The sequence below is a fragment of the Paenibacillus taichungensis genome (assembly GCF_003287275.1).
In the GTDB taxonomy this organism is placed as follows: domain Bacteria; phylum Bacillota; class Bacilli; order Paenibacillales; family Paenibacillaceae; genus Paenibacillus; species Paenibacillus taichungensis_A.
The window spans coordinates 199,533-213,700 of record NZ_QEVW01000002.1; the positions used below are offsets into that span (position 1 = coordinate 199,533).

At 45.2% G+C, this 14,168-nt stretch carries 15 protein-coding genes; 13 read left to right on the plus strand and 2 right to left on the minus strand.

From position 1 onward, the window contains the following. Nucleotides 1–110 precede the first annotated feature (110 nt). Nucleotides 111–1,406, minus strand: a complete 1,296-nt coding sequence (locus tag DC345_RS03255) for an Nramp family divalent metal transporter (protein ID WP_113051927.1) — start codon at nucleotides 1,404–1,406, stop codon at nucleotides 111–113. Nucleotides 1,407–1,851: 445 nt separating this feature from the next. Between DC345_RS03255 and DC345_RS03260 the strand changes: the two genes are divergently transcribed. The 6 genes from DC345_RS03260 (at nucleotide 1,852) to DC345_RS03285 (ending at nucleotide 5,777) form a co-directional block, all read left to right on the plus strand. Then, nucleotides 1,852–2,271, plus strand: a complete 420-nt coding sequence (locus tag DC345_RS03260) for an organic hydroperoxide resistance protein (protein ID WP_063564421.1) — start codon at nucleotides 1,852–1,854, stop codon at nucleotides 2,269–2,271. A 204-nt stretch (nucleotides 2,272–2,475) separates the two neighbouring features. After that, nucleotides 2,476–2,721, plus strand: coding sequence for a zinc ribbon domain-containing protein (locus tag DC345_RS03265; protein ID WP_113051883.1), 246 nt, complete (start codon nucleotides 2,476–2,478; stop codon nucleotides 2,719–2,721). Nucleotides 2,722–2,819: 98 nt separating this feature from the next. Next, nucleotides 2,820–3,098: a hypothetical protein gene (locus tag DC345_RS03270; protein ID WP_113051884.1), complete on the plus strand. Its 279-nt coding sequence runs from the start codon at nucleotides 2,820–2,822 to the stop codon at nucleotides 3,096–3,098. A gap of 144 nt (nucleotides 3,099–3,242) precedes the next feature. Beyond that, nucleotides 3,243–3,665: a thiol-disulfide oxidoreductase DCC family protein gene (locus DC345_RS03275; protein WP_113051885.1), complete on the plus strand. Its 423-nt coding sequence runs from the start codon at nucleotides 3,243–3,245 to the stop codon at nucleotides 3,663–3,665. A gap of 99 nt (nucleotides 3,666–3,764) precedes the next feature. Then, nucleotides 3,765–4,628, plus strand: coding sequence for a DUF6612 family protein (locus DC345_RS03280; protein WP_113051886.1), 864 nt, complete (start codon nucleotides 3,765–3,767; stop codon nucleotides 4,626–4,628). A gap of 765 nt (nucleotides 4,629–5,393) precedes the next feature. Beyond that, nucleotides 5,394–5,777 carry a VOC family protein gene (locus DC345_RS03285; RefSeq protein WP_113051887.1) on the plus strand — a complete coding sequence of 128 codons (384 nt, stop codon included), beginning with the start codon at nucleotides 5,394–5,396 and terminating at the stop codon, nucleotides 5,775–5,777. Nucleotides 5,778–6,070: 293 nt separating this feature from the next. On the opposite strand, the gene DC345_RS31440 is transcribed toward DC345_RS03285, so the two are convergent. After that, the gene (locus tag DC345_RS31440; RefSeq protein ID WP_146752100.1) at nucleotides 6,071–6,409 is read right to left on the minus strand and encodes a BLB8/JUQZ-1 family protein; all 339 of its coding nucleotides are present in this window, start codon (nucleotides 6,407–6,409) and stop codon (nucleotides 6,071–6,073) included. Between the two features lie 479 nt (nucleotides 6,410–6,888). Between DC345_RS31440 and DC345_RS03290 the strand changes: the two genes are divergently transcribed. The 7 genes from DC345_RS03290 to DC345_RS03320 are packed head-to-tail and all read left to right on the plus strand — an operon-like array spanning nucleotide 6,889 to nucleotide 14,154. Next, on the plus strand, nucleotides 6,889–8,112 hold the full coding sequence (locus DC345_RS03290) for a nucleotide-binding protein (protein ID WP_113051888.1): 1,224 nt from the start codon (nucleotides 6,889–6,891) through the stop codon (nucleotides 8,110–8,112). Beyond that, entirely contained in the window at nucleotides 8,112–9,419 is a 1,308-nt protein-coding gene (locus tag DC345_RS03295) for a TadA family conjugal transfer-associated ATPase (protein ID WP_397333621.1), read from the plus strand. Before DC345_RS03290 ends, DC345_RS03295 begins: the two co-directional genes overlap by 1 nt. A gap of 19 nt (nucleotides 9,420–9,438) precedes the next feature. Beyond that, complete coding sequence (locus DC345_RS03300) at nucleotides 9,439–10,206, plus strand: type II secretion system F family protein (RefSeq protein WP_113051890.1); 768 nt, start codon at nucleotides 9,439–9,441, stop codon at nucleotides 10,204–10,206. Nucleotides 10,207–10,218: 12 nt separating this feature from the next. Next, nucleotides 10,219–11,088 carry a type II secretion system F family protein gene (locus DC345_RS03305; RefSeq protein ID WP_113051891.1) on the plus strand — a complete coding sequence of 290 codons (870 nt, stop codon included), beginning with the start codon at nucleotides 10,219–10,221 and terminating at the stop codon, nucleotides 11,086–11,088. A gap of 11 nt (nucleotides 11,089–11,099) precedes the next feature. Then, nucleotides 11,100–11,288, plus strand: a complete 189-nt coding sequence (locus DC345_RS03310) for a Flp1 family type IVb pilin (RefSeq protein WP_113051892.1) — start codon at nucleotides 11,100–11,102, stop codon at nucleotides 11,286–11,288. Further along, nucleotides 11,272–11,946, plus strand: a complete 675-nt coding sequence (locus DC345_RS03315) for a TadE/TadG family type IV pilus assembly protein (protein ID WP_113051893.1) — start codon at nucleotides 11,272–11,274, stop codon at nucleotides 11,944–11,946. Before DC345_RS03310 ends, DC345_RS03315 begins: the two co-directional genes overlap by 17 nt. 57 nt (nucleotides 11,947–12,003) lie before the next feature. After that, nucleotides 12,004–14,154, plus strand: coding sequence for a hypothetical protein (locus DC345_RS03320; RefSeq protein ID WP_113051894.1), 2,151 nt, complete (start codon nucleotides 12,004–12,006; stop codon nucleotides 14,152–14,154). Nucleotides 14,155–14,168: the final 14 nt, after the last annotated feature.

Genomic DNA, 14,168 nt, shown 5'->3' on the forward strand with positions numbered 1-14,168 from the left:
GGATCAGGTGGCTGCTCAAACATATAAAAGGCTGATCATCTCAAGGTAGACGTTACTTGAGTTGATCAGCCTTTTTGAGTTAGACAAAATTCCGTGTAGTTCCGTTTAAACTAGAATAACAGAATGGTCTGGATAATCAGATACACATTCAGGACAACGATAACTCCAGCAATGATCCAGGAGATGATTTTGAGCCACAGCTTGTTGGCAAAAGCCCCCATGCTTTTTTTGTCACTCGTAAACATCACCAGTGGAATGACGGCAAAGGGTAGCTGTAAAGACAGCACAACCTGGCTCAGAATCAGCAGTTCCTCTGTTCCGTGCTCTCCGGCAATGGCTGTTACGATAACTGCCGGAATGATTGCAATCAGACGTGTAACCAGTCGACGAAGCCATGCTGGGATACGAATGTTCAGGAAGCCTTCCATTACAATCTGTCCGGACAACGTGCCGGTGAGTGTAGAGTTCTGGCCGGAAGCCAGCAGGGCTACACCGAAGAGGATGCTGGCGATGGTAGTACCCAGCAGAGGTGTCAACAGGTGGTAAGCATCCGTAATTTCCGCGACCTGAGTCATACCTGCACTATGGAACACGGCAGCAGACACAATCAGAATAGCAGCATTGATGAAAAGGGCCAGCGTTAAAGCAATGGTTGAATCCATGGTGGAATACCGGATCGCTTCTTTTTTACCCTGAGGTGTCTGTTCAATCTGACGTGTCTGCACGATGGAAGAGTGCAGATACAGATTATGGGGCATCACGGTAGCACCGATAATCCCGATAGCGATGTAGAGCATGGCTGGATTTTGCAAAATCTCGGCACTGGGTACAAAACCATGCATGACGCCGCCCATATCCGGTTTAGCGAGAAACAGGTCAATCCCGAAGCAGAGGGCGATGGTAGCCATCAGCACAATAACGAGCGATTCCAATGCGCGGAAGCCTTTATTTTGCAGCAAAAGAATGACGAGTACATCGACAGCAGTAATTATGACGCCGTATAACATGGGAATGTTGAACAGCAGCTTGAGCGCGATGGCCGAACCAATAACCTCGGCAAGGTCGGTGGCTGCAATCGCAAGCTCACACAAGATCCATAACACCATAACCACAGGCATACTGAACCGTTCGCGGCAGGCTTGCGCCAAATCCCGTCCTGTGACAATCCCGAGCTTGCCAGCGAGAGACTGTAATACTACAGCCATTAGATTTGAAATCAGAATAACGGACAATAACGTGTAACCGAATTGTGAACCACCGGCAATATCCGTTGCCCAGTTCCCAGGATCCATATATCCAACGGCAACGAGGTAACCCGGTCCAACAAAAGCAAGGAACTTTTTCCACCAAGCAGCGTTCTGAGGCACCTTCATGGAGCTGTGGGCTTCCCCGAGAGATGGGGCCATACCCGCAGCCAATGGTTCATTTGAAGGAGCGTTGAACGGATTTTTTTTACTCATAATATAATCACCCGACTTTGAAGTATTGATATTCTATATGAAGAGGAACGGTGTCATTCCTTTGATTACATTTGAAGAGTTAAATCAAAATCAAAAGCGTAATTAAACTACTTTTCATATGTCTAAACGTTTATGTTTATACTTACATTGTACTCCTTCAATTATTTTTGTCTAGTGCAACTTTTGTGTATGAGGACAAAATTTACCGAGGGATGAATTGTGCCTTAGTATATTACCCAACCTTAAATAAATTACCTGTATTCCTTTCCCAATGCATGAAAAAGATAAAGATGTAAAACCTGAATAAGGATCAACAACGTTTCAAAATGAGCCAGAAGTTTAAATTGAATTGTAGGCAGTAAAAAACTTAAAGGTGAAGGAGAGATTCTTAATGGAAGCTTTATATACAGCAACAGCGACAGTTAAAGGTGGACGTACAGGTTCGGTAGCTTCTTCGGATGGAGTGCTCAAGCATGATCTGAAAATGCCCAAAGAACTTGGAGGCTCTGGTGGTGAAGGAACCAATCCTGAGCAGCTCTTTGCAGCGGGGTATGGTGCATGTTATGAAAGTGCTCTTGCCAATGTGGCACGCAAAGCGGGCGTGAAATTGGAGAATGTGGTGGTCACCAGTAATGTATCCATCGGCAAAGATCCGGCAGATGATGGTTTCCAACTGTCTGTACGTTTGGATGTGAGTATGCCTGGCGTCGATCACAGTCAAGCAGAAGACCTTGCTCGTAAGGCACATGATTTCTGCCCTTATTCCAAAGCAACACGCGGCAATATTGATGTGGTACTTAATGTAGTTTAAGACCTGACTCGTAGGAGTAAAGGGAACATATAGAGCAGGGTATCTCAGGATACCTGATGTTCGAGTACAAGACCCTGCTGGCCTTCGGCAGGGTTTTGTTTTTATAATACAGTTGAGATGCAGGAGATTGCATGTTGAACAGCGTACTATTTTACATAATCTACTCTTGCTTGAAGTCATACATTCGAATAAGGGGGAACGACAATGAGTATTGAAGAGATGATAGAACGGCGATTTGTATGTACCAAGTGCAGGGGTACGGATTGTAACATTAAGGAAGTGTCCATGTCAGGAGCGGGACTTAGCAAAATGTTTGATATTCAGCATAATCATTATCTCTTCGTTGCCTGTTCTTCCTGTGGATATATTGAAGTATTCGATCCGGATGTGTTGAAAGGGAAAAAACAGGGTCAGGTGGGTACCATTCTTGATATTCTATTTGGTGGGTAAATGTGCGTGAGTTGACATCGAACTAAAATTTCTTTAATATGACTTAGTACTGAGAAGTGTCATTGCTTGAACCAAATTTGAATTGACAGGTGATATCCATGTCTTATAGACCGCGTATTGCAAAATTGGAAGTAGCTAGTAAAAATGAAAAAGACGGATTGTATGAATTTACAATGAAATTGGTAGATGGTACACAGTGCCGTGTATTCTACTCCCATTCCCCGGAATGGAAGATGACCAATATCAGCCGTCTGCAGAAAACGCCTTGTCCAGTATGCCGCAAAGATTTCATTTGCAAATGCATGGACCAGTGGGCTGGTGACCTGCACCAACAAATGATCGATGACCAATGGATGGAAAAGGCAATTGCCGAGTAATTGCCAAAACAGATACGAGCGTGGGCGTAGAGCCTGCGCTCTTTTTCTATTTTCCGTTACACTTAAATAAAATGTAAAAAAAGCGACCACGATGACTCAAAACGGGTAAGTTACTCTAATAGCACACATGAGGAGGCCGCGATTATGACAGCAAACCAAATGGATCAGCATCAGGGACACCCGATTGTGCTTGTGGACGGAGTCTGTCATTTCTGCCAAGGATTAACGAAGTGGATAATCAAGCGTGACCCTGAGGGGAAATTTCATTTTGCATCACTTCAATCGGATGTAGCGAAAAAATTGCTGGAGAAGGGCAATTTGTCCACGGACAGCATGGACACTTTTGTACTCATTGAGGATGGAAAATATTATACACGTTCAACCGCAGCGCTGCGTCTGGCCAAAGGTTTGAAATTCCCCTATCCATTATTGTACGTGTTGATTATTGTACCGAGATTTATTCGAAATGCCATATATAACATGGTAGCTCGCAATCGATATCGATGGTTCGGTAAAGATGAAGTGTGTATGCTGCCCACACCTGACATTAAGGATCGATTCCTTTAAAAGGCTAAAGTGTGACAGATTGTATCGGCAACGATTGATTAATAACGGAAATAATTGGGTAATGAGTACGGATCAATTCTATTTTGGGAGGCAAATAACTTGAAGAAGTGGACTACATTAATTATTGGGGCATTATTAGCAGTAAGCATGACAGCTTGCAGTAGCGATGCAGATAACAGTACAGCAACGCCGCCAGCTGGCAACGAAACGTCTAACGAGGGTAATACAACTGCGGAGCAGGAGACAAAGACCCCTACATTGGACGAGTTAATTGAGAAGACAAATGCAGCGACTAAAGACATGAAAAGTTTCACTACGGAAGCCAATATCGATCAAAAATTGAAACTGGTAGCTGGCGAGCAGTCCCAGGATCAACAGGTGAAAACATCGCTGAAGATGGATATCATTAAAGATCCAATGATGATCTATCAGGAGATGAAAATGGAAATGTCCGGACAGGAAGCACAAAATGTGAAGCAGTACATCACTTCGGATAAGATTTATTCACAGGTGGGAGATCAATGGGTCAAAATTCCTGATGAACAAACGAAACCACTGATTGAGCAAATGCAGGCAAGCATGAAACCTGAAGGTGAGCTGGATCAATTTAAAAAGATTGCCGAAGACACCAAAATTACGGAAGAAGGCGATAACTATGTCATTAACGCTGACGTATCCGGAGATAACGTGAAGGAACTGGCCAAAGCAGTCATGGAGCAAAACGGATCGGATGCCCAAACTCAGGCGATGCTTGATCAAATGAATATTACCAGCATGAAGATGAAATATATGATCAACAAAGAAACCTATCTGCCTGCAAGTACGGATGTCAATATGGTTATGGATATGGAGCAGGAGGGACAGAAAATCTCGATGGACATGAAAATGACCAGCACGTTCTCTAACCATAACGGTGTGAAAGAGATTAAGATCCCGCAAGAGGCATTGGATAGTGCGAAATAAGAAGGCAAGGATAGCGGGAGAGACTATCGAATGAGAAGTTAATCTGGTAAAGTTGCTTAAGATGTGTATCTTCTGAAGAAGGCACTTCTGATATGAATTTGTGTGAACCAACAGGTTCGGCGGATTCAATCAGGGGTGTTTTTCTTTTTTTGCATGCGTTTTGTGGTCAGCGTATTAACAAACGGGTGAGCAGTAGTGGCTTCCGCATGGGGAGTGATAAGCCTATAGCGTACCGGGCTACAAAGGACATTGTCTCGAAGGTGCACAGGACTGGGAATGAGTGAGTGAGGTCTCTTACGGAGTGAGTGTTCATGCGTCATAGGCTCTAGCAGATTGCCTCAAGAGATCGCATCACTTCCGTTAACCGAATCCATTCGTGTCCTTAAATATGACTGACAGAAGCTCTCTCCCTTGGTCATATAGGGTCCGGTTGTGGACCACAAGGGTGATATCCTGACTGAATCCTCATCCTTGACTTAGGAATCAAATCAAACGTCTTAACACACAGAAATGGTCAGAGATAGTCTCCATTGCCATGCTTGCGTCGTGCCATCCAATTCCTACACTGGAAACGGAGCAATCTTCATTACAGCTACCTCAGCTACTTGGTTGGAAGTAGGCTCATAGCTACACTGTTGTTTGCTTCTGCTGAACTTTTTCCCTTGGCGAAAGCTCTTGGATTTTCTACAATAGTCATGTAAGCGAATCGATTTAGGGTTGGTAGGAAGCTGGAGAAAGTCTATTTCAGGGAAGAAGGTTGGAGAAATGATTGAATATGCACATATACACCACGTGAGTCTGGCTGTACGTGATTTGGAGGTTGCGAAGAAATTCTATTCGGGTTTGCTCCGTATGCAGGAGATTGAACGTCCGCCGTTCAACTCCACAGGCACCTGGTATGCCCTTGGTAGTCAGCAGCTTCATCTATTACAGCATCCGCAGGGACATACGCTTCGTGAGGCTGGCATCGATACTACAGATGGACATTTTGCGATCTGGGTGAAGAGTTACAAGGAGACATTGGATTGGCTGGAACAGCAGGGAATTGAATATGAGGCAAGACCAGATAGTGTTGCCGGGTTCGCACAAATTTTTGTGCTTGATCCTGACCGCAATATTATTGAGTTTGATGCACCTTATCATTCTTAATTTGATTGGGTTTTTGAAATAGGAGGTAAAGAGATACTAGAAGAAAGAGTTTATTTTATAATTCTTAAATACCATTAATACTCTAAATTGAGGGTTATTTACAAAATGGTACTTATGAAAATAGCCTTCCATATACTGCATGTTCATGCGGGTATTGGATGGCTTTTTTTCGAGGAAGGGAATTAGAATAAAAAGTCTAATAAATATACTTTGCTAAAATACATTAGGATATATTAGATAAATTATCATAGGAAAGAGGGGATGCGTTACATCCCCTCTGATTACGTATGGGTTTATCGTACAGTGACTGTATAGAGTACAGTATCACCGTTAGGTAAATAACCGACTACTGTACAAACCCCAGGTGACAAACCAATTATTAATCCTTGTTGATTTAAATAAATGCCGCCATAGTCTCCACTAATCCAAAAGTTGGAGCCAGCAACTGTAATGCTCTCGCCAACTCTCAAACTAATAGGAACGGAAATCTGATCTGCAAGAGTTATTACATTGGACGTTTCTGCAGAAGTAGTACTAGGACTTGGTGTAGTAGTACTAGCTGCGAAAGATGTAGAACCAACAGTGAAGCACGCAACGACAGTTAATAGACCAGTAATAAGTTTCTTTTTCATCGTTATCATCCTCTCATATTTGGAATACAACTCTATTATATAGAAAATATATCCAATAGTAAACTATATTCGGAAAATAAAGTATTTTATTGGATGAATATTATGTGAACCAAGGATTAATTTTGAGATACTCAATTTTGTGAAACTGCTAATAATAATTTATTTTTTTCTCTGCAAATTGATAAAAATATTAAATATAGTGGTGTATCGTTACGAAAGGGATAAGCGATAGAATGTACAGTGACAAACATTGCGTAAACATGGAACTGATGCAACAAATGAGGTATGTTACCTGAATAACAACTATAAGGAGTAAGAGGATTAGTGGAGCAGAATAAATCCCTTGCTCCTCCAGAAATTGTATGCTATATTATCCATACATTCATAGCACGTGACGGAAGCACCGTCCATATACTGCATATTCTTGCGGTTATTGGACGGTGCTTTTTTGTGCTTTTTTTGCAGGGAGGGGAGAAGAATTGATTGTTCTTAAGGCAGTGCTGGCTTCCAAAGACAGAGAGTATATCAGCGCCTGGCTTGATTTTGTACAAGGCAGCTCGTCCGGCTCCGGTATACGATTTACCGCCTTTTCGCAATGTGAACCGTTCAGGGACTACATGAATGAACAGGGAGGCAGGGAACAGCCGGATCTGGTGGTTGCGGAGCCGGAGTTTCTAAACCATTGGCTGGGTAACGGTGGCGAAACCTCGGGTATTCCATGGCTGATGCTTAGTGAAGGAATGGATGAAGTCGATGAGGATAAACGATTGATGAAATATCAACCATTGCCTACACTGATGGACGCTGTTCTCAATGCTTGTCGGCAGCCGCGTCGGAAGAAGACTCATCGTCCAGGTCAGGAGACGCTTTCTATTGGAGTTGTATCAGCTTCCGGCGGGAGTGGCAAAACTGCCGTGGCGATGCATATGGCGAAGCAATTGGGGATTGCAGGATACGCTGTTCTGTATCTCAATCTGGAGACGCTGGATAGCTCGATGCCGTTTCTGGAAAAAGGTTTGTCTAGAAGTGGGCAGCGTATACCTGATGCAGAAACAGGACTGTCACGTCTGCTTTACGATTTGAAGGTGGGCAGGAAGGAATCGGTTAAACAGGGACAAGCACAGTCTTCCTCCAAAGGGGGGGACGGATATGTACTGCGTCACGAAGCGCTGAAGTCGGATGTGTTTTGGCCGTTATCGAATCGGAAGGAATTGCTGCAAATGTCCCGTGAGGATACGAAGAGCCTTATTCGGTATTTGGCGGACTGCGGGCAATATGATGTGCTCATTCTGGATGGGGACTCCGGTTGGGATGGACGCAGTGAGGGAATTTTCGATGCTTCCGATGCATTCGTGTGGCTGGTTGAGGATGACATCTCTTCCATGCACCGCTGGGGTCAATGGATGCAGCATATGGAGCGCACGAGGCCAGATCTGCATGAAAGTGTGTTGGACCGTGCCCACTTCATTGTCAACAAGTATCGGGACAGCGTCATCAATACCTTGCCAAGACCTGATCTGCATTTGGATGCTGTGCTGCCGTATATCCCTTCCTGGAAGCAGCTTAGTCAGGAGGAAGTGATGCTCAGCTCACCGATCTTTCAACGCGAAGTGAAGAGGTTATGCGCCATGATCGTACAGGATGGGGAAGAAGAACTAAAGCAGACAGGACGAATCCAGAAGGGTGATGTGTGGTCACTATGATGGATTCATCCAAGATGATACTGGACCGAGAAGAGCAGTTTCAGATCATGCGTCGCGAGGTCAGGGAAGGCCTGGATTTGACGTCCTCTGCGGGAGACGAAGAACTGTGGCAGGGAATTGAGCGTAAAGTGCTTTCTGACCCGAAACTGAATGATCTGACCTCCGGGGAGCGCCATACGCTTGTGCAGCGATTATTTGACTCCTTTCGAGGGCTGGATATTCTGCAACCATTAGTGGATCATCCTGAAATTACGGAGATTATGATCAACAGCCACCGGGAAATTTTCGTTGAGCAGGAAGGTGAAGTCAGACAGATCACGCTGGAGTTCGAGTCCAGGGAACGATTGGAAGACATTATCCAGATGATTGTATCCGGGGTGAACCGGATTGTGAATGAGTCTTCTCCAATCGTGGATGCGAGATTGAAAGACGGCTCGCGGGTCAATATCGTGCTGCCTCCGATTGCGTTGAAGGGTCCGACCATGACGATTCGGAAATTCCCGAGTGAACCGATGAAAATGTCCGATCTGATTGGTAAAGGTGCCCTGCATGAAGAAGCGGCAGAGTTGCTGCAACAGTTGGTACGCAGTAAATACAATATTTTTATCGGTGGCGGAACCGGGTCGGGGAAAACCACTTTCCTAAATGCATTATCTCAGTTTATCCCTGCGGATGAACGTATCATCACGATTGAGGACTCTGCTGAATTACAGATTGTCACGGTACCCAATCTGGTATCACTGGAGACACGTAATGCGAATACCGAGGGCAAGGGGCAAATATCCATTCGGGACTTGATCAAGTCATCCTTGCGGATGCGTCCAAATCGAATTGTCATTGGTGAGGTGCGGGGGGCAGAAGCGCTGGATATGTTGCAGGCTATGAACACTGGACATGATGGCTCGTTGTCTACGGGACACGCAAATACGATCTCCGATATGATCAGCAGATTGGAAACCATGGTGCTCAGCGGTGCGGATCTTCCCATCGCGGTTGTGCGCCAGCAGATCAGCTCGGCCATTGATATCTTTGTACATTTATCCCGGCTGCGCGACCGTTCACGTCGGGTGACCGAGATTAGCGAAGTGATTGGCATGCAGGACGGAGAAGTACTGCTCAATCCACTGTTTCGTTTCCGGGAAATTGAAGAAAAAGAAGGCAAGATTATTGGCGGACTCGTGCAAGTTGGAACGCTGAGACAAGTGGATAAAATTCAGATGGCAGGGCTAGGGGAATGGTTGAACGAGTACATAGAACGAAATAGTGATGAGGTAAAGGATTTGGGATCGGATAACAACGTAAATTAGATGATTCTATTGGTAGGTGATGAAGTTGGGTGAGGCCAGACAGGTGTTAACGGACTACACCGTATTTACGCTATCCCGGAGGCAGCGGATTGTTTGCATGCTGATTAGTGGTTTGTTGTTCTTTGGTGTCGGTATTCTGTTCTATCATCACTGGTTGGCCGGACTGATATTGGCAGCGGGATGTATATGGGTACCAAAACACTGGACAAAAGTACTGTTGGAACGTAGAAGAATGACTCTAAGTTTACATTTCAAGCAGGCATTATATGCCTTGTCCTCCGCGCTGGCTGCGGGAAAATCGGTAGAGAATGGATTTAAGGAATCAGTGGAGGATCTGCGCATGCTGAATCCTGAGGCGGATACAGATCTCATTCGTGAATTCACTATTTTGAGGACACGAATGGAATATGGTCAGCCCATTGAAGAGGCGCTGCAAGACTTCTCGGACCGGGCAAAAATTGAGGATATCACAAACTTTGCCGATGTGTTCATCACTTGTAAGCGAACGGGTGGAGATCTGGTCGAAGTGGTGAGGCGAACCTCTGCGGTTATTGGTGAGAAGCTGGATATTCAGCAGGACATCATGGTAGCGGTGGCACAGAAGAAGTTTGAATCCAAAGTGATGTTTGCCGCTCCATTTATTTTTCTGATTTTTCTGAACTTTACGGCCCAGGATTTTATGGAGCCGTTATACAGTGGGATGGGATATATGATTTCCAGCGGGGCATTGGTGTTACTCGCCTGCTGTTACTTGTGGATTACGCGCATTATGGATATCAAAGTATAAGGAGCTGACACGATGCTGCTTCCCGTTATTTTCGGAGGGGTGCTCGGAGCAGGGTGGCTGGTGCTTGATCAAACGCGAGGGCAGACCTACCGACATTTGCGCAAACTGGATATGGAAGGATTACGTCTGAAGAAGCTGCATGGTCCCTTTTTGTATTTACTGGACAAGTTCGAGGTGGGCCGTAGGTTGCCTGTGCTCATATTCCGCATGCAGCATGCCATTCAGAAAATGTATGGCTTACAGCACAGTGGAGAGAAAACGATGCTCTACTGTGCTGAAATGCTGACCTACTCATGGCTGATGTTGCTTGTAGGCTGCCTTTTGTCTCTCGTTGGGGATATGGGGCTTGGCGGTATGGTGGGTGGATTGGCACTGGGCGTTGCACTTCCCTTTGCGCTCTACCAAGATCTTAACACCAAAGTGCAGCGAAGAGATCAGGACATACTCATGGAGCTACCGGAGTTATTGAACCGAATTGTTCTGCTGGTTGGTGCGGGAGAAACGGTGCAGCGTGCCATTGTTCACTGTGTAGCCAGTCAGGGAGAACGAAATCATCCCCTCTATAATGAGCTACGAAAGATGGTTGGGGATTGGAACAACGGTTATTCGTTTCAACAATCCTTTGAACAGTTCAGTCGTCGCTGTGGTGTACAGGAAGTGACGATTTTTACAACAACAGTGCTGCTGAATTTCCGGCGAGGGGGAGGTGACTTTGTACTGGCGCTGCGGGATCTGTCCCAAGTGTTGTGGGAGAAACGCAAGGCCGTTAGTCGGGCTAAGGGAGAACAGGCTTCTTCCAAATTGGTGTTTCCGATGGTATTGATCTTTTTTTCGATTGTGGTGATGATCGGGGCACCTGCTTTTATGATGATGAATATGTAGGAGGAATTGGGATGCTGGAATTGATGAAAAGCAAAGTAATTGGATTTTGGAAGGAAGAGGATGGGCTTGGTACGCTGGAGCTCATTCTAATCATCGGCGTTATTATCATTATTGCATTAATATTCAAAGATCAAATTAAAACATTGGTAGAAAGACTGTTAACCAAAGTGAGCAATAAAAGTAATGAGTTTTTTGAGTGAAAAATTCAAAAAGGAAGAAGGGAGCTTCACTATTGAAGCCTCCCTGGTCTTTCCTATTGTGTTGTTTATTCTCGTGTTACTTTTATTTTTCTCCATGTACATGTATCAGAAGACATTTCTGAACCAACATGCGTATGCAGCTTCTGAACGTGCTGCCTACAGCTGGGACAATAGCCACAAACAGCCACATACAGGAGAAGTTGTTGCTGGGGAACATGACAACTTGTACTGGAGATTGACCGATGATCGATTGCTCGGAGCACTGTTTGGTTGGGCGGGAGCAGACAATGAGGTCATTGTTTCTGTACCCGCAGGGGAAGGCGGAAGTCTATCGGAAAAGAAACTTTCCCAAGCCGCACAAGGTATGCCCTCTGGCATGAACGGAACGATTGAATACCAGAACTCGCTGATCCAGCGAAAAGTTACAACCAAGCTGGATCAGGTGATTTCTTTACCACTGCCTTCTTTTTTATTTGACTCAGGTAACAGTGTACTTACACAAGGGACATCTGCAGTTGTAGAGCCTACTGAATTCATCCGAACGGTGGATCTGGTCCGTTATTATGCAGCCAAGTTTAAAGGCAAGGGCGGAGCCGCATCCAGTACTGCCGCTGAAGCAGGACAGGTTGTACAGCATTTTGGCAAAACCAAAAAATGAGGAGAGGAGGAGGAAACACTGTTCAGAAAAAAAGACGGTGAATCTGGAGCCGTAACCGTGTTCTTGATCTTGATTTTGGCTGGAATCTTTATGTTTGTTTCCATTTTCATTGATTATGCACGTATTGCTGCTTTCAAAGTACAGGCAGAACGAATGACGCATGCGGCGATGAGATCTGTGATGTCGGCCTTTGATACTTCCTTGCGGGAGTATGGTCTATTTGGATACGGTGACAGCAGTGGTGAGGCCATCATGGCGAAGGTGCTAAATGATAGTGTGAAGCCCTCGGCTGTGAAAGATGGTTTTCCAATTTTGGATATCCAATGGGATACGACTTCACTAAGCATGGAGCGTGAACTGGGCAGATACGATATCTTTAATCGCCAAATTCAGGAGGATATGAAATATCGTGCGCCGGTTGATTTTACCCTGGAAGTGGTCAATCGTTTTAAGCCGATGTCAGAAGAGATGAAAGAAGCTGCTCATACTGTGGATTTGCTCAAAAAATTGCAAAAACTGTATGACAAACGTGAGGAATTGCTGGACGAAGCAATAGCCAATCAGACGGAATCGGCCGATAAGCTGAAGAGTCTGCCCGCACTGATCATGAATCCACCTTCCTCTGCCATTTACGACGAGATGTTAAGAGAGACGCCAGAGACAGCTGCTGAAGTAGCAGCACGTTATGCAGATTATCTAAACAAAAAACAAATGGATGAGGGACTGCCATTCAACCAGCAACAGTACATGCTAGAGCTGGCTCGTTATCGAACAGGCGTAGGGAATGTGGCGACAGGCATAAGCATGATCATACAACCAGCATTGCAGGCTCACCAGACAAAATTGGAGGAAGCTCAAGCCAAGATTGAAGAAGCTCGCAAGATCAATGAGGAAATGAAGCGGGTCATCGCTGAGGGGGAGAACCGTTCACAGAATGCCAGTTATGAAAAAGTAGGCAACTCAACACTGCCTGGGACGAGCCCTCCGTCTACCGGATCGGGAAGTGAAGCCAAAAGTACACGCTCCCTTGCTTCTGAACTTGTAAGGGCCGACACATTATTCGATCAGTTAAATGCACGTGTACGCTCACAAAATTCGGATTTTACCAATGTCAGAAATGACAGCATGGAGCTTAATACGCAGCTTCGTTCGGTTACGGTAATGAGTGGTGTCTCCATTAAACCAGCGGTTAGACAGGCTAGTCAGGTCACGGAACGATACATGGACACTTACGTGAGAAGTGGGCCCTCCAATGTCATTCTTCAAAGCAAACAGCTGTTGGAGAGCGGTCGTGGGTCCGATGCCCAGCGTAAAGCGAATGACAAGGAATCCAAAGGGAAGCTGAAGGATGTTAAACGTATTTTGTCGCAGATTGAAAAGGGAAGCTCTGGCTCAACAGAAGCGTTCAAACAACTGGAGGAGTACTACAACGCCAACATCGCTTTTAACCAAGCAAGCCGTGAGGAAGCCAAGAAGGCAGAGATTGCTGGTGATCCGTATGATTCTGGTGGTGACGCGATGAACGGGATGGACAGTTTATTCAGTGGGATGTCGAATTTGCTGGATAGTCTTGGCGATGAGTTGTTTCAGAATGAGTATGCGCTCGCGTATTTCAACTCTATGGATTTTGGACAGCTGCTGGACTGGACTGAAGGTAGTGGAGATGCTGGTGAAATGTTCAAACTGGAAAATCAGGAACTGGAGTATATCGTCTATGGTTTTCATAATCCTTCGGGAAATATTGCTGCTGCATATGCGGAGATCTTTGGCATGCGTTTGGCGATTCGAACTGCAGAAGGATTAGTTGAGAACAGCAAGCTGGGTAATCCACTACTTGTATTATCTGCTGCGATTTTATACGGAATTACAAACGCTATAGCAGATATGGTGAAATTGGCTAAAGACGGCAGTGTGGAATTGTCCAAATATATCAAAGTCAAGCTTACATACAGGGACCATCTTCGTTTGTTCCTATTGATGCATAGCAACAACGAACGCAAAATGTCCAGAATGTTGGCTTTGATCCGATTGAATACCGGCGTGAATCCGGATGAGAAGCAGACATACGCTTCAGGAAACATGCGCAGCAGTATCAAATTATGGTTTTTACCGGGAGTCACAAGAAGTATAGGTGCTGTCATGGGTAGTGCAGACCAAGTAGAAGATGGGCGATTTTTCATAGATCGGAAGGCCGATTATTCCTATTGATTAATCCGGGTCGT